Origin of the sequence: Streptomyces sp. GMY02 (assembly GCF_019056675.1) — a bacterium.
Taxonomy (GTDB): domain Bacteria; phylum Actinomycetota; class Actinomycetes; order Streptomycetales; family Streptomycetaceae; genus Streptomyces; species Streptomyces odonnellii.
Window position 1 is genome coordinate 8,317,671 of record NZ_CP077658.1, and the last position, 20,638, is coordinate 8,338,308.

The following is a 20,638-nucleotide window of genomic DNA, read 5'->3' on the forward strand; positions in this document are numbered from 1 at the left end:
TGGAAAGAGATCGCCGTTGGCCCACGCCAATGCTCATGTCGGTCCTGTTGCCGACGACAGGGTGGCCCTTCCGGTCCGTGACGCTCTGGGGGCCTTGCCGAACCAGGATGAGAGCCCGCGACGGCTACGGAGATTTTGGATGCGCCGAGCGAAGGCCACTGTGTACAGGCCGATGGCGAAGACGGCCGGTCACAGGAGCCGGGGCTGCTGCGGTGCCGTGCTCAGGTGGTGTGCTGGCCGCCTGGGGCGAAGCCGTACAGGTACAGGCCTCGGTCTCCCGCCACCGCCAAGCCTCGCCCGTCAGGCATCCATGCGAGCAGTCGCATACGCCCCTCGGCCCGCATGACGGTCACCTGGTCTCCTGACAGAGGGTCCCAGATCCGTACCGTACGGTCGTCGCTGGTGGTGGCGAGCCGGGTGCCGTCCGGGGAATGGACCGCTGACGTCACGCTTTCGGTGTGGCCGGTGAGGGCGGAAGCGCGCCGCCCGGTGACCGGATCCCAGACCCCCACGGTGCCGTTATGGCTGCCGACGGCGATCCAGGCGCCGTCCGGGGAGACCGCTACGGCCGTCACCGTGCCGGAAACGTCGGTGAGAGTGGAGACCTGTTGCCCGGTGGCCGTATCCCAGATCCGCACGGTGCCGTGGGTATCGGTGGCGACCCAGGCTCCGTCCGGGGAGACCGCCAAGGCGTTCGCCCAACTGGTGTGGCCGGTGAGCGTGGAGATTCGCTGCCAGGTCGCCGCATCCCAGATCCGCACGGTTCTGTCGTCGTTGCGGGCGGCGATCCAGGCGCCGTCCGGCGAAACAGCCACCCCGGTCACTGTGCCGGAATGGCCGGCGGGAGTGGAGGTCTGCTGCCAGGTGACCGTGTCCCAGATCTCCACCAAGCCGTCGTAGCTGCCGGCGGCGATCCAGGTGCCGTCCGGCGTGACAGCCACAGCGTTCACGTGATTGGTGCGGCTGGTGAAGGTGGAGATCTGCTGTCGTGTGGCCGTATCCCAGATCCGTACGGTGCCGTCGTTGCCGCAAGCGGCGATCCAGGTGCCGTCCGGCGAGACACCTACGGCAACCACCCCCGTGGTGTGGCCGGTGGCCTCGTCCGCATGACTGTCCCCAGCCGGGTTCCAGATCCGCACGGTGCCGTCGTGGCTGCCGGCGGCGAGCCAGGCGCCGTCCGGGGAGACCGCTACGGCAGTCACTGAGCTGGAATGGCCGATGAGGGTGGTGGTCTGCTGCCAGGTGGCCGTGTCCCAGATCTCCACCGAGCCGTCGTAGCTGCCGGTGGCGATCCAGACTCCGTCCGGGGAGACGCCCACCGCTTGTACCGTACCGGTGTGCCCGGTGAGGGTGGCGGTCTGACGTCCCGTTGCCCGGTCCCAGATTTGCACGGTGTCTTCGGGGAAGCAGTTTGTGGCGAGCCAGGTGCCGTCCGGTGCGACCGCCAAAACGTTCACCCAACTGGTGTGGCCGGTGAGGGCGGAGGTCTGCTGCCCGGTTGCCCGGTCCCAGATTCCCACGGTCCCGTCGTAGCTGCCGGTGGCGATCCAGGTCCCGTCAGGTGAGACCGCCGCCCGCACTACTCTGGAACGGCCTGTGGAGAAAGAGGCCTTCCTCCTGGTGGCCGGGCTCCAGATCTGCATGGCCCCATCGCCGCTGACGGTGGCGAGCCAGGCCCCGTCCGGCGCGACGGCCAGTGCGCTCACCCCGCGGGTGTGGCCGGTGAGGGTGGTGGTCTGCCGCCAGGTGGCCGTATCCCAGATCCGCACCGACCCGTCACGGCTGCCGCCGGTGGCGATCCAGGCGCCGTCGGGCGCGATGGCCAGTGCGGCCACCGCGTGGGTGTGGCCGGTGAGGGTGGTGGTCTGGCGCCAGGTGGCCGTATCCCAGATTCCCACCGAGCCGTCGTCGTAGCCCGTGGCGAGCCAGGTGCCATCGGGGGAGACCGCCACCGCCTTTACGTCGCCGGCGGGGCCGGTCAGGGCGCGGATCTGTGCAGGGTGCGGCAGATCGGGCAGTGGCCACCAGTTGTAAAGCACGGGGTGGGCGGAGCGCCAGGCGGCCACCTGACCACGCCAGGCATCGGATCCGGCCAGGCGGCTGCGGAGGATCGCCCTGAGGGCGTGGGCAGGGGTGGTCGGTTCGAGCAGGTGCGACGCCCGCGCGAGGTCGATGGCCGCCTGACGGGCCGCCGGGGTGGGGACGCGTGCGAGATCGGCCAGGGGGAGCGCTCGCTCCGCTGTGGTCCAGGCGCTGTTCGATCCAGCGCAGGTCGAGCGCCAGCGCTTCGGCCTCCCGCGCGTGCCCGGCGTCCAGCAGGTGGGTGATGAAGTGGTCCGCGACGTAGCGGTCGGGGTGTTGCCACCAGGCGCGCGCTGGTCCGCCACCGCCGCCCGGCTGCGGTCCGGCCGGCGGCACATCGGAGGCGGCGGCATCGACCAGCGCGCGGTTCACCTCGCGCAGGCGCTCCTCGTCCAGTCCGGAGCGCAGAAAACCGCGGATGACGTCGTGCAGTCGTACGCGTCCCCCGGCTGCCGGATCCAGCGCGAGCAGGGACAAGCCGCCCAGCGCCGCGCACAGTTCCCTGGACTGTTCCTGGTCCAGAGAACTGGTGGCCTGCCACAACGCGGCGATGAGGCCGACCGGGATGGATTCGTCCTCGACGAAGACACCGAGTTCGGTGAAGCGGTCGAACGCGTCCATCGGCAGCAGCTCGGCGCCCGCCTCGACCGCGGCGCGCACCGCGGTCTGCCGGGCCTGGGGATCCTTCAGGTCGACGGGCGTTCCGGGATCCAGGCCGGCCGGCCCCCGGGTCCGTAACCGCTCCAGAATCGCTGCCCCCGCGTCGGCGGCCGTGACGCCGGTCATCATGCGCCGGTGAATGTGACGGTTGGCGATGCGCAGCAGCAGCGGCCAACGTCCGGTCGCTCTCAGCAGACCGCGCACGGTTGCTTCTGGCAGCTTGCCGGGCAGATCGAAGGTGAGGACCTGCCGGGCCTGGGCCGTGGACATCTGGTCCACCCTGACCTGGTGCGTGCTGGCCGGCAGCAGTTCCGGCAGGCGTGTGGTGATCAGCGTGCGGCAGTTGGCGCCGCCGGTCAGGAACGGTGCGAGCTGCTCGGGCGTCCACACGTCGTCCAGAATCAGCAGGGTCTCGGCGCGTGCGTCCAGAAGCCGACCCAGGTGTGCGCCCGCGAGGTCCGGATCGTCGAAAACAGTGGTGTCCCCGGTGATGAACCGTGTGGCCTCGGCCACCTTTGTGGCGATCTCCGCCCGTCTTCGTACGTCGAGACCGAGGGTGACCCGGTAGATCCGTCCGTTGAATCGCCGCTGGACCCGGCGGTCGGCCCACACCATGTCCGCCAGCGTGGTCTTCCCGAAGCCTCCCGCCCCGTGCAGCGCGGCTGTGGAGGTGATACCCACCGAACGCCGCCCCCTGCGGCGGCACAACTCACCAGCCACCTGCGCCGCTTGCGCCCGGTCCACCACCCACCGCGGTATCCGCGGCGGCACCGGCGGTGGCGGATCGCCGGCGATCTCCGGCGGATCGCCGCCACCGCGCAGCGCATACAGGGCCAGCAGCAGTGCGACCGCCAATCCGGCTCCCAGGACGATCCACGCGTGCTGCCTGATCGCATCGAGCGGGCCCGGCCACCGGTCCTGGCCCGTCGCCGCGTTCTCCGCCAGCGACGTCACCGCGCTCACCACCGCGGTGACCACAACCGACGCGGCCAACCCCGGCCACGGACTCCTCGCCACAAGCGCCCCCACACCTGACTCCCCGTCACGCGAGGCTACCTCTTCCGGTGGCGTGGTTGATTTCGGTCTCGCTCTCGGCTCAGCGCCGGCGGTGCCGCCCGCTGACGGTGCTCGGCGGCGCAACGTTCAATGCGCGAGGAGTCGGATGACGGTGAAGGTGACGCTGACGGTGACGGTGACGGCAAGGATTCCGGCTGAGATGACGATGTAACGGACGATCGCGCGGGGACGGCCGTGTCCCTCGCCCCCCTCGCGGCCGGAGTAAGCCGCTCCGTGGCCACCAACTGGTTCAGACTGGCTCAGATGTCCGCCTGGTCCGCTTCTTCTTGCGGGCTGTTGTGCTCCAGGCCCGCGAGCCACCGGGTGACGACGGTTTCGATGAACGCCTCGGTGATTTCGCGTCGGTCGAAGTAGAGCCGCGCCACGACGGGCGCGTAGAGCAGGGTGTACTCGTCTTCCGTGAGCTGCCGGCCGGAGGGTTCCAGGAGCTGGTTGAGGGCCGCGCGGCGGTCGGTGCCGATGTCGGCGAGGGCCTGGTCGCTGTCCGGGTCGTTGTCCGCCTCCGCGACCACGGCCGGTACCGCGATGCGGGCCGCGGGGACGTTCAGGCCCGCGGCCAGGCTGGTGAGCCATGCGGTCGCGACGGTGCGCAGGTCGGCGCCCGGCTCGGGGTAGCCGACGTCGGGGCCTTCGAGGATGAGGTCGAAGAGCAGGGCCGCGCGGGTGGGCCAGTGCCGGTAAAGGGTCTGGCGGGTGATGTCGGCGCGTTCGGCCAGCAGGGAGTACGTCAGTCCGGTGGGGCCGACCTCGGGCAGGAGGCCGCGGGCGACGGCCAGCGCGTGGGCGCGGGTGCGCTGGACGCGGGGGTTGCCGGCTTCCGGGCGGCGGCGGTGGACAGACGTCATCCCCCGCATCGTACACCACGACTCATACGAGGTGTGTGATTGGCTTCGCGCCAACAATCACACAACATGTGTGATATACCTGTGAGTAGATCATACGGCCTGTGTGATTCATGGCTGTGCCTGTCCCTACCCCGTCCCGGAGCTCTCATGTCCACACGCGTTCTGCCCGAGCCGACGTTCGCCCGCACGCGGCTCGGCTCCGGCCCCGCACTGGTTGTCGCCCACGGCGCCAGCAGCAGCTTCGAAGGCACCTGGGGCCCGATCCTCAAGGGCCTCACCGCTCACCACACCGTCGTCGGCATCGACTACCCCGGCAGCGGCGACACTCCTCGCTCCCCGACCCCGCTGTCCCTGGACGACCTCGCCGACCAGATGGTCGCCGCGGCAGTCGCCGAGGGTCTGGACACCTTCGCCCTCGCCGGCTTCTCCCTCGGCGGTCCCGTCGCGATACGCGCCGCCACCCGCCACCCCGAGCGCGTCAGCGCTCTCGTCCTGACCGCGGCCTTCGCCCGCCCGGACAACAACCTGACCCTGATCGGCTCCGTCTGGGAGCAGTTGGCCGCATCGGGCGACCGCGAACTGCTGGCCGAGTTCCTGCTCCCCGTCGCGCTCAGCCCGCGGGCGCTGGAGGCGCTTTCGGCCGATCAACTACGGGCGACCCTCGGTTACACGGCCGCTTCGAGTGCGGACGGCACCCCGGAGCAAGCCGCCCTGGTGACACGCGTCGACGTCCGGGACGACCTCGCCGGGCTCAACGTCCCCACCCTGGTGATCTCCGCCACGGCCGACCGTACGGTTGCCCCCGCGCTGCACCGCGAACTCGCCGAGCAGATCACCGGTGCGCAGTTCGCCGAGATCGACACCGGCCACGTTGTCGCTCTCGAACGCCCCGAGGAGTGGCTGCGGCTCATCACTGACTTCCTTGCCGGCCAGCACCACGGCGCCTGATCACCCGCCACCTGTGCAGCCCGGGGCCGGGACCGTCCCCGGTGTGCCGTGGGTGCTGCCGCCCTCCGTCCCCCCCGTACGTCGGCCGCCCCGCAGCGGACCACACACCAGAGAAAGCGTCAGGAACCATGACTATCGCCCATCCCTTCCTCGTCAGAGCTGACGAAGGACAGTACGTCTGGCGCCTGGGCGCCATGATGCGGCTCCTCGCCGGCGGAGAGCAGACCGGGGGCCAGTTCTGGCTCTCGGAGCTGACTGCTCCGCAGGGCAGTGGCGCCGGCACGCACCTGCACACCCGCGAGGACGAGACGTTCATGGTGGCCGAAGGGGAACTCACCGTGCGGGTGGGCGACCAGACTCTGGAACTGGGGCCGGGGGACGTCGCGTACGGGCCACGGAACCTCTCCCACAGCTACCGCGTGGAGTCGCCGACGGCCCGCTTCCACGTTCTCGGCACCCCGGCCGGCTTCGAGAACTGGTTCTTCGAGACGGGCACCAGGGTGGACGACCCCTCGTCCTTTCCCCCTCCCGGCTTCGTGGAGGAGTTCCCGGACCCCGCCACGCTGGTGGCCTCACTCGTCAAGTACGGCGCCAAGGTGCTGTAGCCGCCGGACGGCCGCGGCGCGGAGCCCCCGGCAGCCGCAGTCCCCGGCGGCCGGGCCGGCGCACGGTGGGCAGCCCCGGCGCACGGTGTGCGGCCCGGCGGTCGTGGACACCTCGCCGGCATCAGAGCAGGCACGACCTCACGGCCGGAGTCCGACGACATGCCCTGGCCATCGACCATCCAGACCATCCGACCACTTTCGTGAAGGAACAGCATGAGGAAGATCACCGCCAGCCTCTTCATCTCGCTCGACGGCGTCGTGGAAGCACCCGACCAGTGGCACTTCCCCTACTTCAACGAGGAGATGGGCCAGGCCGTGGCCGGAGTCCTCGGCGCTGCCGACACCCTCCTGTTCGGCCGGACGACCTACGAGGCGTTCGCCGAAGCCTGGCCCGCACGGGAAGCGACGGGCGGCCCAGAGGCGGACTTCGCCAGGAAGCTCGGTGACGTCCGCAAGATCGTCGCCTCCCGGAGCGAGCCGACGTTCACCTGGCGGAACTCCGAACGGCTCAAAGGCGACCTGATTGATGCCGTGACCGCCCTGAAGGGCAAGCCCGGCGGGGAGATCACCGTCGGCGGCTCGGTCTCGGTCGTCCGCCAACTGCTCGCGCACGGGCTGCTGGACGAACTGCACCTGCTGGTCCACCCGATCGCGGTACGCGCCGGCATGAGGCTGTTCGACGAGGGCGACCAGCCGATCCCGCTGCGACTGGCGGCGTCCACGACGTTCCGCACCGGCGTCCTCCACTTGGTCTACGCACCGGCCAAGGCGGTCGGCGACCCCACCGAGGACGGCGTTCGGAGCTGAGGCGGGGGGAGGCGGCGGTCCGGGAGGTCGCCGTCCGGCGGGCCCGACCCGGGCCCGCCGTCAGCCCGATCGGGCTTGCACGGCAGCGGCCGGACGGACCACGAGCGGACCACGAGGCAGATCGCGACGGCGCCTTGTCCCTGTGTGCTCGTCCACCTCTTGGCTCGTGTCCGCTGCCAGGGCACGCCGTTTGGTGCCCGTGACGTTATGACCGCCGCAACGGCTGGGCCCGTCGCTCGCCGGTGCCCTATCGGGCATTTCCGCGTGTACGGCGGTCCGCCCTGCCGGGATGCGGCCCCGGGGAAGCGGTCCGGACACTGGGAGACCGGGAGCCGCCGAGGCAGCGAGGTGAGGACGCGTGGGGCGAGGGGCGTACGAGCGTACGGAGCGGCGGCCCGCCGCCCCGTCCGCCGCCGCGCCTGCCCGGCCCGCTGTCCCGCCGGGTCACCGGCCCGAAGGGCTGCTGCGGTTGCAGCAGACAGCGGGCAACGCGTCAGTGCAGCGGCTCCTGAACCGTGGCGGGGAGCCGACGGCAGCCGCGGGGCCGGGGAACGGGCACGCGGCCGGTGCGTTCTTGGTGCAGGATGCGTTCTCGGTGCAGCGAGAGCCGCCGAAGGGCGGCGCCGGGGATACGTCCACGGAGACGCTCGGCGCGCGGGTGGCGGCCGGGAAGTTCAAGGAGGTTCTGGAATACCTCAACGGCCGTTCGATGGACGGCATGGTGGACGAGATCGAGAAGCTCGGTTTCGCACACGCCAGTTATCTGCTGGGGAACCTCGGCGCGGCGGCCTGGCTCGGGCCGTACGCCCTGGCCCGGCTGGAAGCGGGCCTGCGGACGGTGGGGTTGCGGCAGACCGGGACGACGGGGGAGTTGCTGACGCCGCTGCTGGACGCGCTGATCCGTTCGGGGGTGCGGCAGCGTCCGGACCAGTTCGAGGTGGTCCGCCGCAAGGTGCCGCCGCCGGCCGGCGGATGGGACGGGCTGGTCCGCGGGCATCTGGCGGTGGCCGACTTCGGTGAGTTCTTCACGCTCACGGCGGCCGACAACGCCTTCCGGGTACTGGATTTTGCTCCTGACGCGGACCTCGGGGGAGCGTTGGACGGCCTGACGGAACGGCAGTTGCGGTTGCTGATCGTCAGCAACCGGATGGCGGACCGGTACGACGGCGAGCGGATCCGGCGGGCGCTGGACGCCGCGTGGCGGGCGCGGTTCCCGCAGGCCGAGCCGCCGTGGCCGGTGGCAGGGACGGCTTCCGGGATGAACGTGGCTGCCATGTCCGTGATGGACAAACTGGCCGAGGCGATACGGCGGGCGGAGAAGTACGGCGGCGAGGAGGTCAGGGGAAAGATCGCGGAGCTGCTGACGCCGCAGGCGCTGGCGCTGATGGCCGGCACGACGATCCTGTTCGCCGTTCTGGAGGGCAGTACGGCGGGTGCGGCCGGAGTCGCCCTGATCGCGTTGTCGGCCGCGCTGGTCGGCCCCGAGGTGTACCAGATCGCCGGGGACATCAACGGCTTCATCAGCACGGCGGTCGGGGCGCAGGACGAGGCCGCGCTCGACCTGGCCGGACAGTACTTCGCCAAGGCGGCGGTCGCGATCAGCATCGACATTCTCGTCGCGGTGCTGCTCCACAAACCGACCAGGGCGGCCACACCGAAGATCCAGGCGGCGGCACGCGCCACGGGCGAGTTCCTGAAGAGCCGGATGCCCGCGCCCGGGCGGCCCGCGGGTGAGCTGATTCCGGCGCTCGCCATGGCCGGCGACGGCCCGCGCTTCGTACAGGCGCCTGCGGAACGGCTGGCTCCTCTGGAGACCCGGGGCGGCGGCCCGGCGTCCGGTGGTGAGCCCGGCCCGTCGTACGACGCGATGCCCCGGGACCGACTGCGCAAGCTGGCCAAGGCGGACACGGACGCTGCCAACGCCCTGGTCGACCGCTACCGCGTGATGTCGGACGCCGAACTGCGGAAACTGGCCTCCGCCAAGGACAAGACCGCCAGAGCCGTCCTCGACCAGCGCACGTCCCCCAACGACGCCGAACTCGCCCGCGTCCTGGGCAGTGACTACCGGCCGCCGCACTCGGCCACCGTCACCGTCAAGCGCGCCGGCGCCCAGATCTACCGCGCCGAACTGACCAGCGGCAACATGTCGGCGTCCGAAGCCGCCCTCGGCTACCCCCGCAACTCGCTGGCCACCCACACCGAGGCCCGCGCCGTCCGCAACCCCGACCTCCGGCCGGGCGACGTCATGACGATCACGGGCCAGTACGAGCCCTGCGCCGCATGCACCCGCGCCATGTTCACGGCCTCCCGCTGGCTGGGTATCAGGATCAACTACGTCTGGCTGGGCGGCTCCGTCTCCTTCCCCTGACGGCGGCCCCCTGCCCAACACACACCTCCGGACGACCGGGGCCGCACACCTCACTCCAGGACTTGTGACGGTGCACCCGCCTGGCTGACCGCCGGTCATGTCGTTGGATCGAGGTAAGACGCACCTTCGAACTCGGCGTGGTCGACAAGGAAACGGAGGATCGCAGTCGAGCGCTGAACCGGTACTGCCTACCTACCCCTACCGTCGGCCCGGGGCCGACTGGCCAGCCAATGATCGACCATGGCGGGCTGTTGCTCACCAGGCGAGCAGGCGCCGCGCCGCCTTTCAGCCGCGGCCGGGCCGTAGGCAGACCGGCTGTCCGGGTTCGTTGCCCAGCACGTCAGAGCTTCGTCGCGGCAGGCCATGCACCTGGCACGCACAACCTGGCTCAGACGGGTGCCATCTGGAGCTCACCGATGACCTGCAGACCGACTTGCGCTGCCAGCCAGGTGGACCGTTGAGCTTCGATCTGCTTCACGTGGACATATACCGTATGGTCCGTCGCGAGATCCTCAAGGTAAACGTCGCGGGCATTCACACATACCGTCACATAGGCGCCTCTGGTGCCCCCGCAACCGAGGCCGATCTCTGGAGCCGCCGGCCAGCCGCTGAAGTCCCAGCGCACCATGGCCGGGACGTTTCTCGCGGCAGCCAAGAACGCCTCCACAGAGTCCGGGCCCAGGCACCATCTGCTCATGAAGATCGGCAGGCACTCAGACGGAGAGTCGCCGCTGCGCGAGGAGCCGCGCCGGGCGGTACCATAGGACCACCAGTCGGCATCCGGCAAAACTTCGCTCAACCGCTCCAGGTCGTGGGGCGTGGAGACCCCCGCTTCGAAGTCGACTTCGAGTTCCCTGGTGTCAGCGAGATTGAGTAGCAGCCCAGCGACTCGCACTGCCTCCGCAACATCCGTGGTCCTCAGTATTGCCTGCGCGTACGAGTTGCTCATGACGAGCAGCCTGCCAAGTCATCCGCCGGTCTGCGACTTGATATATGAGCAACCTCCTGGTCGTTGTGAGCCCCCGTTCTCGCAGGTAGGTCCGCTTGCGGCTCTCCCCGCTCATGCGTCGTTACATCCTCGGCCCTGGTGGCCTCTGGCGCACCGACCGGGCCTGCAATAGTGGGGTAGGTGCTGGTCGGCCTGCCCATGCCGCAGCCGCCGACGGCCGCTTGGTCCTCGCGGTTGACGTCAGCGACTGGGTTCACTTCGACGCTTCCACCAACGTTGGTCGCCTGTTCAACCCTGAAGTCCTGTCAGGAGGTAGGCGACGTCCAGGCCCGTGGTCAGGTAGTCCTGGAAGATCTGGTTGTTCAGGGCCCATGGAGACCGCTTGAGCTGGATGAGCTGGATCGCTGCTGTGGTTTCGTGGCCGAGTTGGACGAGAGCCTGCGCCACGACGAGGCCTGAGCGGTTGTAGCCGGAGTGGCAGCGGACGAGGGTGGTGCGGCCGGTTTCGACGGCCTCTGCGGTGGCGTGTGCTACCCGCTGCACGGCCTCGATCTGGTTGGCAGTGAGGGGGCCGTCGGGGATCTCGGCGACGAGGTGCTCGATGCCCGGCTGCGGCCCGTGACCGGAGCGGGTGAACAGGCTGACGACCATGTCGAATTCGCTGGCGACGACGACCGGTTGAAGTTCGCCGGCGGGATCGGTCCAGTAGTGGCCGCCCATCCACAGTCCCGGCACGATCTCGTCCCAGGGCGTCTGCGGTCCCGGCGCGTCACGGTCGCGCTGACGCGTGTTCTTCACACACTCACCTCCCCTGGACGACCAACGCGGCGCCTGCGGGAGCCGAGCCGCGCCACCCGCATGGGTGGTACCTCCAGAATCGCACGCAGGGAAGCGCGCCAGCCCCCGGTCCCCCCCCCGTGAGCGGATGTGCTTTTCCTCTGACACAAACCCGCGTTGGCCAACGCCGCAGTCATGCTCTCCCCGGAGGATCACCAACGGACACTGGTCCTGCATTTCCGGCCATTCATCCGGCACCGGCTCCACTGGCGGGCGATGCAGGACCACAAGGTCGTCTTTGACCACATCGACCGACACAGATGATCCTGAAAACGGCCACGCCCTCCTCGAAGGCGCCCCACACCCGCTCGTTGGATCTCCATGCATCCGGCACCGGACCAGCGTTCGAACGCCACAAGGCAGGGCTGGGCCAACCGATGGCCAACCAGATCCAGGGACGGGCCACAGCGTCCAGGGTGGCCGAAGGCCGGCAAACCGAAGGCCGCCCGGCGCTGCGCGGTGTCGGCGCCGGGCGGTGGTGTTCTGCGGTTCAGCGCCGGCCGGTGATGGCCTGGGTCTCCCGCTCGATCATCTCTATCAGCGGGAAGTCGTCGTAGTTGCTGAGAATGACGCCGACCCAGCCCGTGTACGGGTAGATGTTCCAGTTGGCGCCGCTACCGGGGCCACCGCCCGCCCGCGAGTGCACCCACTGGCCATTGACGATGCTCACGGGCATTTGGTAAGCGCCGAAGCTCGTCGGCCCATGAGGGACCTTGGCCGCGGTGAACACATCGGCCCAGGGCCGGTCCAGTACCGTTCCGTCGCTCAGCCCGTGCGCGAAGCGGACCAGATCCGGCGCGGTGGCGAAGCCGGCGTCCCCGGGGGCGGCGATGAAGAGGCGGCCCGGGTTCTTGCCCAGTTCGTACGGGTGTGCGCTGCCCTTGTCCAGGTTGCGGACGGCGTCCACCCGGCTGCCGTCCTCCACCGTCATGTACGGGTGCGCGATGTGCTCGTCGGTGAGCCACTGCTGCCGGGTGTAGAACGCCGTGCCGATCATGCCGCAGCGCCCGAAGATGTGCTCCTGAACGTAGTCCCAGTACGTCATGCCGGTCACGGCCTCCACGATCATCGCGGGGATGCCGATCTCGGCGCCGGCGTGGTCGGTGGGAGTGCCGACGGGGGCCACCAGCTTCGACTGCCGGGCCCACCGCTCGTAGTACTCGTGGACCTCCTCCCGGCTCTGGAAGACGCGTTGCAGATCCTCGTCCGGAGTGTCCAGCCCGGAGATACCGGCGAGCATGTGATGGATGGTCACCTGCTCGGCGATTTCTTTGGCGAAGCCCGTCAGATAGGTGCCCACCGTGTCCGCCAGCTTCAACTTGCCCTGCTGTGCGAGCTGCAAGATGGCCACCGCGCCGAACGGCTTGCCCGCCGAGGTGAGGTTGAACGCGACGCCCTCGTGGTTGGGGACCCCCTTCTCCTTGTCGGCCATGCCGTAACTGCGCGACAGCACGGTCCGGCCGCGGTATGACAGCAGCACCACACCAGAGAACTTGTCCTCGGCCGCCAGCTCCGCCACGTACCGGTCGTAGGCACCGCCGGGCAGGCAGTCCGGCGGGATATCGGGGTCGGCCGGGGTCGGTTCGGCGTGGGCGGGTCGGGCGCCGGCCGGCTGCGCGCCGGCCCCCACCATGCCGGCAGCGGCTAATCCGCCCCACCCGAGCAGGCTCCGCCTGTCGACACCACGTACGGAATTCGGGTCCATGACCACGGCCTTTCCTCATCGGCGAACCGACCCATGCGGCGCCCACATCTCGACGCGCTGCGGTCCAAGCCCCCATCGAATACGCAAGACGGTTACGGCGGTGTATGCGGTTTTCGATACGCCCGCGATACACCCCGGCCCTCCGCGGCGACAGCACCGCTGACGTACCGGGCCCGGCGGTCCACATACTTGAGCCGGTCGGTGGTGGTGGCAGAGCTGACGCCGAGGACAGCCACCCGACGACAGCTCCGACGGGACTTCTTCGGCATGATGTCCGTCTCCGCCACCCTGCACCACGAGTTCGTGCTTGCCGCCACCAACGACGGCTTGGCCGCTGCCCGCGCCTGCGGCAAGACCGGCGGACGGCCCCCACGACTTGCCATCGAGCAGATTGAACAAGCACAACGGCTCTGCGAATTCGGCATCCCCGTCCGGAAGATCGCTCGCACCTTCAAAGCCGCACCCGCCGCGATCTACCGCTACATCGCGCTCAAAACCGTGAAATGAAGCTCTCGTCGAATGCTTCCTCTGCTTCCTCTGCTTCCTCGCGCCTGGCTCACCCTCAGACGGCCCATCGAGCGGGCAGCGGGGCCACGCCAAGCCGCGATGAATCTTTGCAGAGTCTTCTCTGCAGAGACTGCTGTGCAGAGAAGACTCTGCAACCTACGCTGTTGGCATGTCCGACAAACCCGAACGCACACCACAGCCGGCCAAGCCCGCCCGGCGCCTCGATGCGCGCAGTCTGCGGGGGCTGGCCCATCCGCTGCGGATGAACATCTTTGAACTGCTCAGTCTGGACGGCCCTGCCACCGCCACCAGGCTCGCCGAACGCCTCGGGGAGAACACCGGCACCATCAGTTGGCACTTGCGCCACCTCGCCGAGCACGGCTTCATCGAGGAGGAAACCGGACGGGGCACGAAACGCGAGCGCTGGTGGAGAAGCGTCGACGTCACGAATGAGCTGAACACTGCCGATTTCCGGGACGATCCCGACACCCGGGGCGCGCTCTCGGTCTACCTGCACGAACTTGTGCAGCAGTACTTCAGCCGGGTCGTGAACTACATCAGCGAGGACTGGGACGACACGTGGCGGAGCGCCGGCACCGTCTCGGACTGGAGCGACCTGCGGTTGACCCCGACTCAGCTGGAGGCGCTCAACACCGAGCTGATGGCTGTCATCGCCCGCCATACCCCTGTCCCGGACGCCGAGCCCGCCCCGGACGCGCTCCCTGTCGTCGTGCAACTCCAGTCCTTTCCCCGCAAGGAGCGCGGCACCGCATGAGCCACGGCATACGCGGTGGCCTCCTGCGACGCCACCACGATTTTCGGCTGCTGTGGTGCGGCGAGACCGCAGGAAAGTTCGGGGCGTCCGTCACCGGGGTGGCGATGCCGCTGGTTGCCGTCTCCACCTTGCACGCCAGCACGTTCGAAGTCGGCCTGCTGAGCGCCGCCACCTGGGCCCCTTGGTTGATCATCGGTCTCCCGGTCGGTGTCTGGGTGGACCGGCTGCGGCGCAGACCGATCATGCTGGCCGCCGCCGCAGTCTCCCTTTTACTCTTCGCCGGCATCCCGGTCGCCGCATGGTCCGGCTGGTTGAGTATCGGACTCCTGCTAGGCATCGCCCTGCTGACGGGCACGGCAGCCGTGTTCTTCCAGACCGCCTACAGCGCCTACCTCCCCAGCATTCTGGAGCCCGACGACCAGCCCGAGGGCAATGCCAAACTGCACGGCAGTGCGTCCGCCGCGCAGATTGCCGGGCTCGGCTCCGGCGGCCTGATCGCACAGCTGGCAGGTGCGGTGAACGGGATGTTCGCCAACGCGGCGACATTCCTCCTTTCTCTCTTGTGCCTCGCAGGCATCCGGCACCGCGAGGCACCTGTCACCAGGACCGAACATCGCCCCACTTCACTGGTCAGTGAAGTGCGCGAAGGGCTGCGGCTGATCGCCGTCGACCCTTGGTTCCGCACGCTCACGCTCTTCGGAGCCGCCTCCAACCTGGCCCTTATGGGATACCAGTCGATCCAGGTGGTCTTCCTGGTCCAGAGCGTCGGCCTGAACCCGGGGACGGTCGGCGCACTCATCGCAACTACCAGTGCGGGAGGCGTGGTCGGGGCATTCGCCGCACGCCGGGTCGCCCAGCGGATCGGCACGGCCCGCGCGACACTGCTGTTCGAACTGGGGCTTCCCATGCTCGCTCCGCTCATCCCGCTGACCGTCGGCGGAGCCGGGATCCTGCTCTTTGTGGCAGGGGGCTTCAGCGTCTCCGCAGGCGTCGTGGCCGGCAACATCATCAAGGCGAGCTTCCAGCAACGCTACTGCCCGCCGGATCTCCTCGGTCGCCTCACCGCAAGCACAGCATTCCTCAACTACGGAACGATCCCCATCGGAGCACTGCTCGGCGGAGTGCTCGGAACCGCACTCGACCTCCGCATGGCCATGACCATCATGACAGCGGGGGTCCCGCTCGCCGCACTGATCCTGCTCTTCTCCCCGATCCGGCGATCCCGAGACCTGCCGACGTCCCGCCAGCCAACGACTCAGTCCAAACTCACGCAGGATTCTGATGGCGAGCCGGTCCTACCTCGTCATTGACCGCGAGGGCAATCGCCGTCGGAGCCAGAGCACCAGAACCTCCCGTCGGATCCCACGGGGAGACTCCATCCCCGTGGTCACGATGAACTGAGACACAGTCGTCCACTCCCAGTTGGCGAACATGAAGAGATGAGGCGCCGGCCTCGGACCGCCTCACCACGCGCTGCACCGCGCCTGCCAAGAGCACCGGCCGAGAGCTGGATCCAATGAGACGGGACATTTGACGCCGCTTTTAGTTAACCGCTATCTATTGAGCATCACAGAGGAGGGGGAGGGCAGTCCGTGCAGGACGTGGTGCTGGCGCTTCTGGTCAAGGGGCCGTCGCACGGGTACGACCTGCGCGGACGGTTGCTCGCCGCGCTCGGGCCGCTCGGCGAGACGCTCAACGCCGGGCAGGTGTACGTCACGCTCACCCGGCTTGAGAAGGCGGGTCTGGTCGTACGGGAACGCGAGGACGCGTCCGCGCGCGGTCCGCGGCGCAAGGTGCACGCGCTGACCGGAGCCGGAAGGGAGCGGGTGGCCGGGTGGCTGGCCGAGCCCGCCGGGCCCCGGGCGGACGTGACGGAGTTCCATCTGAAGCTGGTGGCCGCCGCGGAGACGGGCATGGCAGAGCCGCTCGCGCTCGTCGAGGCGCGCCGACGTGAACTGAGGCGCAGCCTCGCCGAGGCCCAGCACGCCGTCCTCACTCACGGAACGGACTCGGAGGCCGGGCTCCTCCTGGAGGGCATAGCACTCCGGTTGCAGGCCGATCTGCGCTGGTTGGAGGTGTGCGAGCGGACCTGGTCCGCCCGCGCCCCGTACGGGAAAGGCGGAGGGAACGGATGACGACACGAGGCGGCCGACGGGGCAGGGCGGTGTCCCGGCGCGGCGACTCCGGGGACGTGACGGCAGGTCCGGTACTGCGGGCCGTCGGCCTGTCGCGGGTCTACGGGCAGGGCGAGAGCACAGTTGTGGCCGTCGACGGGATCGACCTCGATGTACCCGCCGGGCAGACGGTGGCCGTGGCCGGTCCCAGTGGCTGCGGCAAGTCGACGCTGCTGCATCTGCTGAGCGGCCTCGACCGGCCCGACGAGGGGGAGGTGTGGCTCGGTGGGCGGCGCATCGACCTGCTCGGCGAACGCGCGCTCGCTCGGCTGCGGCGCCGCGCCGTCGGCTTCGTGCACCAGGACTTCCACCTGATGGACGAACTGACCGCGGCCGAGAACGTCGAGCTGCCCGCGCTGCTCGCCGGTGACTCGCCACGCACCGCCCGCCGTCGCGCCGCTGCCCTTCTCAACCGTGTCGGGCTCGCGGACCGGGACCGGCACCTGCCGTCCGAGCTGTCCGGCGGGCAGCGGCAGCGGGTCGCCATCGCCCGCGCCCTGGTCAACGAGCCGCTCGTGGTCTTCGCCGACGAGCCCACCGGAAACCTCGACACCGCCGCGACCCACGACGTTCTCCGCCTCTTCGCCGACCTGCGGGCCACCGGACAGACCCTCGTACTCGTCACCCATGACGAACGCGTCGCCGCCACCGCGGACCGGGTCGTCTCCCTCCGCGACGGTGCGTCGGCCGAGGACACACCTCTGGCCGTGGGCAGCTCGCAGCTCGGCACGCTCCTCGGCTGGGAGGACTGACCATGGGCCGTCTGCTGCTGATCTGGCGGCTCATCGCACGGGACCTGCGGCGCCGGCCCGGCGAGGCCGTCATGTTCCTTCTCGCGGTCACCGCCGCCACCGCGTCGCTGGCCCTGGGAATGGCCACCGACAACGCCGTGTTCAGCGGGTACATGAAGACCCGTGAGGCCACCGCGGGACCCGACATCACGGCCATCACCACCGCCAGGGACCCCTCCGCCCTGGCCGGGCGCATCGCGGACGCCCCCGGCGTGGACACGCTCGCCGACCCGGTGCCCGGGTTCTCCACCACGGTCCGCGCCCACGGGCGGACGGAGAACACCGCGGTCGAGGGGCGCGAGCACACGGCGTCCGCCGTCGACCGCCCGCTGGTGACCTCCGGCACGTGGGTACGCAGGGGCGGCGCGGTCATCGAACGCGGCTTCGCCCAGGCACTCGGCGTGCATGTCGGAGACCGTGTCACCATCGGCGGGCGCCCGTACCCGGTTGTCGGTACGGCCATCAGCGCGGCCACCGCCGTCTATCCGTGGGGCAATTGGGCCGGGGGCCCGGGGCCGTCCGACGGTGGCGGCCGGATCTGGCTCACCACCGACGACGCCCGCGCGGCAGCCGGCGACGAGCCCCTCCTGTATCTGCTGAGCATCAAGCTGTCCGACCCCGACGCGACGCGCGACTGGGCGGACACCGTCCTCACCGACGACCTCCGGGGTCAGGACTGGGTCAACACCCATACCTGGCAGACCTTCGTCGACGGGGACACACGGCTGCTGAGTTTCGCCCGCCCCACCCTGGTCGTCGGCGGCGGTCTCCTCGCCGCGGCCTCGCTGGTCACCCTCGCGTCGCTCGCCGCCGTGCGCGCCCCGCGGGACCACCGGCGCGCGGGCCTGTTCAAGGCGGCCGGCGCCACGCCCCGTACCGTGGCCGCGATGCTGCTCGCGCAGTACCTGCTCCTCACGGTGGTGGCCGCCGCCGTCGGGGTCACTGTGGGATGTCTGACCGCGCCCGCGCTGGCCGACCCCAGTGCCGGGCTGCTCAACACAGCCGGCCCGCCGACGACCGGAATCGTCGCGGCCGCGACCGTGCTCGCCCTGCTGGTGACCCTGATCGGCACGCTCGGCCCCGTCCTGCGCACCGTGCGCTCCAGCACCGTCGACACCCTCGCCGACCCCGCGCACCTGGCGGCGTACCGTCCTCGCCTCACGGCCATGACGGCCCATCTGCCCACACCGCTCCTGATCGGCGTACGGCTGATCGCACGCCGTCCCAGTCGTGCGGCTTTGAGCGCCGTCGGCACCGCCGCGACCACCGTCATGGTGACCGCAGTACTCACCTTCCAGGTGTCGCTCGAAGCGGACACCGCCCAGGGAACGTCCACCGTCCAGGAGATCCGCAACGCCGTGACACGCCAGGTCATGCTCGGTGTCACGGTCGCCCTCGTGGCGCTGTCCGTGCTCAACACCGTATTCGTGAGCTGGAGCGCCGCAGTGCAGGCCCGGCGTGCCCTGGCCGTGACCCGCACCCTCGGCGCCACCCCCGGCCAGGTCATCGCGGCGCTCTGCATCGCGCAACTGCTGCCCGCCGTGGGCGCGATCGCGGTGGGGATCCCGATCGGGATCGGCCTGTTCGCGCTGTTCAGCGCGGTCGTGGTGATACCCCCGGGAAGCTGGCTCGCGACCGCGGCCCCGGCCGTACTCCTTGCCGTAGCGGCACTGACCGCCCTGCCCGCCTGGCTCCACACCCGCAGCCCCGCCGGACGCGTCCTCAACGCCGGACCCGCCTGACGTGCCTTCCCTGTCAGGGGCGTCGATCAAGCGGCTGTTTGCCGACAGTCGGCGAGGGGCGCTCTCAAGCACGCTTCAGGCGGGGAAGCTCGCGCCGTGCCACGCCCGCCGACCGTCCCCCGTCCCACCGCGGTGACCGGCCGCGCCATGGCCGTGGACACTCGCTCGGCGGCAGTGGGTCCGTCCGCCCGGCTCCGGCAGGGAGTTCAGGTGCACCTCGGGGCGAACCGGGGAAAGGATTGTCGTGAACATGTAATGCCACGGTGTGATCGTGTGAACTGAGGAGGCGCATATGAGGAACAGGTGTGCCACCCGCGTCAGATCGGCAGCGGTCGCGGGGGCACTCACAGCACTGGCCGCCGGCATACTGGCGCCCGGCCCGGCGAACGGCCAGACCGCGGCCCGTACGTTCAGCGTCGCGGAGCTGAACACCGTACGGGGCGCCGTGCTGGAGGCGGACGTCGCGGGCACGGCGTGGAGCGCGGACCCGGCGACCGGCAAGGTGCTGGTGTCGGTGGACGAGACGGTCTCCGACCAGGAGATCGGACACATCCGGCGCACCGCGGGCGAGCTGGCCGGCGCGCTGAAGTTCGAGCGGATCCCCGGAGAGCTGGCCACAGCCGCCGAACTGCGGAAGCCCGCCGGTGAGATGACGCCGTTCGTGAAGGGCGGCGAGTACATCTACGGGTTCGACACGAGGGCCTCGCTCGGCTTCAACACGGTCTACAACGGCCGGGACTACTTCGTCACCGCCGGACACTGCACCAAGGACGTGAGCCACTGGTACCTGGACTCGTCGCTCACCACCTCCATCGGCCCCACGGTCGGCTCCAGCTACCCGGGCAACGACTACGGGGTCGTCCGGTACGACAACTCCACGATCCCCCGGCCCGGCACCGTCCGGTGCGGGCAGACCGAGGTCGACATCACCGGGTCCACCGAGCCCCGGGTCGGGATGCCGTTCAATATCGCCGGTTACAACTGCCGGCCCGCCACCGTGCAGGCTCTCAACGTGTCCGTCAACTACGCCGACGGCGCCGTCCACGGGCTGTTCCGCGCGAACGGCTGCGCCGCCCCGGGCGACAGCGGAGCGGCCTCCTTCTCCGGAAGCCTGGCGCTCGGCCTGCTGTCCGGTGGCACCACGTCCTGCACCACGTCGGGCATCACCTACTGGCAGCCGGTCAACGAGGTACTGACCGCATACGGCCTGACGCTCACCTGACCCGGTCGGCACGGGAGCGGCGTCCGCGCCCGGCAGACGCCGCGCCTGCTCGCCTCACCCCGGGCACCGCGGGGCCTGGCGGGCGCGCGCGAAGGCGGATCGCCGGGTGGACGGGCGGGCCCACACCGGCTCCGGATCGTAGCTCCCAGCGCTCCCGCTCCACATCTGCGCTCATCCACCCACTCCCACGTCTGATCGGCCCGGATCTGTGTCCGTTGTTTCGGTCGCATACACAAGACCAGGGGCCAAGGTGCCAACTCAGCTGTACAAGTGCCAACTGGAGCACTCAGCCACACTCATTCTGAAATGATCAGTTACCCGTCACACGGCCCGTCGCCGATCGAGCCCTGCGGCTGGCGGTAACCCGTAAACGGAAACGGGCAGTCCGGCAGCACCGCGTTCGAGCGTTCGCTGCCACGCCGTTCGAAAAGCGGTGCTGCGGTTTTGCGGGGGTGGAGCCGGGCTCCTGGGAGTTCGAGGCTGGGCCTGGGGTTTGCGCGGAATGCGGAACTGGCCTCCGGCTGGTGCCGGGAGGCCAGTTCGC

At 69.9% G+C, this 20,638-nt stretch carries 16 protein-coding genes and 2 pseudogenes; 11 read left to right on the forward strand and 7 right to left on the reverse strand.

The genetic code is table 11. The annotated features are described in order from the left end of the window. Positions 1 to 221 precede the first annotated feature (221 nt). The 4 genes and pseudogenes from KQY30_RS35000 to KQY30_RS35005 form a co-directional block, all read right to left on the reverse strand. Positions 222 to 1,898 (reverse strand): WD40 repeat domain-containing protein, encoded by a 1,677-nt coding sequence (locus KQY30_RS35000; protein WP_367997491.1) that lies wholly within the window; start codon positions 1,896 to 1,898, stop codon positions 222 to 224. A gap of 36 nt (positions 1,899 to 1,934) precedes the next feature. Beyond that, positions 1,935 to 2,435: pseudogene (locus KQY30_RS37585) on the reverse strand (hypothetical protein); the annotation flags it as partial. A gap of 625 nt (positions 2,436 to 3,060) precedes the next feature. Next, positions 3,061 to 3,771 (reverse strand): annotated as a pseudogene (locus KQY30_RS37590) (NB-ARC domain-containing protein); the annotation flags it as partial. A 287-nt stretch (positions 3,772 to 4,058) separates the two neighbouring features. Next, on the reverse strand, positions 4,059 to 4,664 hold the full coding sequence (locus KQY30_RS35005) for a TetR/AcrR family transcriptional regulator (protein ID WP_217310504.1): 606 nt from the start codon (positions 4,662 to 4,664) through the stop codon (positions 4,059 to 4,061). 147 nt (positions 4,665 to 4,811) lie between these two features. Here KQY30_RS35005 and KQY30_RS35010 point away from each other — a divergent pair, with 147 nt between their 5' ends. The 4 genes from KQY30_RS35010 (at position 4,812) to KQY30_RS35025 (ending at position 9,392) form a co-directional block, all read left to right on the forward strand. Next, positions 4,812 to 5,612, forward strand: a complete 801-nt coding sequence (locus tag KQY30_RS35010) for an alpha/beta fold hydrolase (RefSeq protein ID WP_217310505.1) — start codon at positions 4,812 to 4,814, stop codon at positions 5,610 to 5,612. A 128-nt stretch (positions 5,613 to 5,740) separates the two neighbouring features. Next, entirely contained in the window at positions 5,741 to 6,217 is a 477-nt protein-coding gene (locus KQY30_RS35015) for a quercetin 2,3-dioxygenase (RefSeq protein WP_217310506.1), read from the forward strand. Positions 6,218 to 6,430: 213 nt separating this feature from the next. Continuing rightward, complete coding sequence (locus tag KQY30_RS35020) at positions 6,431 to 7,024, forward strand: dihydrofolate reductase family protein (protein ID WP_217310507.1); 594 nt, start codon at positions 6,431 to 6,433, stop codon at positions 7,022 to 7,024. A 358-nt stretch (positions 7,025 to 7,382) separates the two neighbouring features. Further along, entirely contained in the window at positions 7,383 to 9,392 is a 2,010-nt protein-coding gene (locus KQY30_RS35025) for a hypothetical protein (protein ID WP_217310508.1), read from the forward strand. 388 nt (positions 9,393 to 9,780) lie between these two features. Here the strand turns inward: KQY30_RS35025 and KQY30_RS35030 are convergent, their stop codons facing one another. The 3 genes from KQY30_RS35030 to KQY30_RS35040 all read right to left on the reverse strand — a co-directional run bounded on the left by KQY30_RS35030 (position 9,781) and on the right by KQY30_RS35040 (position 12,883). Beyond that, on the reverse strand, positions 9,781 to 10,341 hold the full coding sequence (locus KQY30_RS35030; protein ID WP_217310509.1) for a hypothetical protein: 561 nt from the start codon (positions 10,339 to 10,341) through the stop codon (positions 9,781 to 9,783). 288 nt (positions 10,342 to 10,629) lie between these two features. After that, entirely contained in the window at positions 10,630 to 11,139 is a 510-nt protein-coding gene (locus tag KQY30_RS35035; protein ID WP_217310510.1) for a protein phosphatase, read from the reverse strand. A gap of 529 nt (positions 11,140 to 11,668) precedes the next feature. After that, the gene (locus KQY30_RS35040; RefSeq protein WP_217310511.1) at positions 11,669 to 12,883 is read right to left on the reverse strand and encodes a serine hydrolase; all 1,215 of its coding nucleotides are present in this window, start codon (positions 12,881 to 12,883) and stop codon (positions 11,669 to 11,671) included. Positions 12,884 to 13,150: 267 nt separating this feature from the next. Between KQY30_RS35040 and KQY30_RS37255 the strand changes: the two genes are divergently transcribed. The 7 genes from KQY30_RS37255 to KQY30_RS35075 all read left to right on the forward strand — a co-directional run bounded on the left by KQY30_RS37255 (position 13,151) and on the right by KQY30_RS35075 (position 20,094). Next, positions 13,151 to 13,390 carry a helix-turn-helix domain-containing protein gene (locus tag KQY30_RS37255; protein ID WP_302185351.1) on the forward strand — a complete coding sequence of 80 codons (240 nt, stop codon included), beginning with the start codon at positions 13,151 to 13,153 and terminating at the stop codon, positions 13,388 to 13,390. A gap of 169 nt (positions 13,391 to 13,559) precedes the next feature. After that, positions 13,560 to 14,165: a transcriptional regulator gene (locus tag KQY30_RS35050; protein WP_217310513.1), complete on the forward strand. Its 606-nt coding sequence runs from the start codon at positions 13,560 to 13,562 to the stop codon at positions 14,163 to 14,165. Continuing rightward, positions 14,162 to 15,475 carry an MFS transporter gene (locus KQY30_RS35055; protein ID WP_217310514.1) on the forward strand — a complete coding sequence of 438 codons (1,314 nt, stop codon included), beginning with the start codon at positions 14,162 to 14,164 and terminating at the stop codon, positions 15,473 to 15,475. The genes KQY30_RS35050 and KQY30_RS35055 overlap by 4 nt, the downstream gene beginning before the upstream one ends. 282 nt (positions 15,476 to 15,757) lie before the next feature. Next, positions 15,758 to 16,300, forward strand: coding sequence for a PadR family transcriptional regulator (locus tag KQY30_RS35060; RefSeq protein WP_217310515.1), 543 nt, complete (start codon positions 15,758 to 15,760; stop codon positions 16,298 to 16,300). After that, positions 16,297 to 17,091 (forward strand): ABC transporter ATP-binding protein, encoded by a 795-nt coding sequence (locus tag KQY30_RS35065; protein ID WP_217310516.1) that lies wholly within the window; start codon positions 16,297 to 16,299, stop codon positions 17,089 to 17,091. Before KQY30_RS35060 ends, KQY30_RS35065 begins: the two co-directional genes overlap by 4 nt. Before the next feature lie 2 nt (positions 17,092 to 17,093). Further along, positions 17,094 to 18,872 carry an FtsX-like permease family protein gene (locus KQY30_RS35070; RefSeq protein ID WP_217310517.1) on the forward strand — a complete coding sequence of 593 codons (1,779 nt, stop codon included), beginning with the start codon at positions 17,094 to 17,096 and terminating at the stop codon, positions 18,870 to 18,872. A gap of 292 nt (positions 18,873 to 19,164) precedes the next feature. Beyond that, positions 19,165 to 20,094, forward strand: coding sequence for a S1 family peptidase (locus KQY30_RS35075; protein ID WP_217310518.1), 930 nt, complete (start codon positions 19,165 to 19,167; stop codon positions 20,092 to 20,094). Positions 20,095 to 20,638 lie beyond the last annotated feature (544 nt).

Coding starts and splice junctions, on each gene's coding strand:
- KQY30_RS35050 (WP_217310513.1), top strand. CDS start 13,560: ATGTCCGACAAACCCGAACGCACACCACAGCCGGCCAAGCCCGCCCGG.
- KQY30_RS35010 (WP_217310505.1), top strand. CDS start 4,812: ATGTCCACACGCGTTCTGCCCGAGCCGACGTTCGCCCGCACGCGGCTC.
- KQY30_RS35015 (WP_217310506.1), top strand. CDS start 5,741: ATGACTATCGCCCATCCCTTCCTCGTCAGAGCTGACGAAGGACAGTAC.
- KQY30_RS35065 (WP_217310516.1), top strand. CDS start 16,297: ATGACGACACGAGGCGGCCGACGGGGCAGGGCGGTGTCCCGGCGCGGC.
- KQY30_RS35040 (WP_217310511.1), bottom strand. CDS start 12,883: ATGGACCCGAATTCCGTACGTGGTGTCGACAGGCGGAGCCTGCTCGGG.
- KQY30_RS35070 (WP_217310517.1), top strand. CDS start 17,094: ATGGGCCGTCTGCTGCTGATCTGGCGGCTCATCGCACGGGACCTGCGG.
- KQY30_RS35075 (WP_217310518.1), top strand. CDS start 19,165: ATGAGGAACAGGTGTGCCACCCGCGTCAGATCGGCAGCGGTCGCGGGG.
- KQY30_RS37255 (WP_302185351.1), top strand. CDS start 13,151: ATGATGTCCGTCTCCGCCACCCTGCACCACGAGTTCGTGCTTGCCGCC.
- KQY30_RS35055 (WP_217310514.1), top strand. CDS start 14,162: ATGAGCCACGGCATACGCGGTGGCCTCCTGCGACGCCACCACGATTTT.
- KQY30_RS35020 (WP_217310507.1), top strand. CDS start 6,431: ATGAGGAAGATCACCGCCAGCCTCTTCATCTCGCTCGACGGCGTCGTG.
- KQY30_RS35005 (WP_217310504.1), bottom strand. CDS start 4,664: ATGACGTCTGTCCACCGCCGCCGCCCGGAAGCCGGCAACCCCCGCGTC.
- KQY30_RS35030 (WP_217310509.1), bottom strand. CDS start 10,341: ATGAGCAACTCGTACGCGCAGGCAATACTGAGGACCACGGATGTTGCG.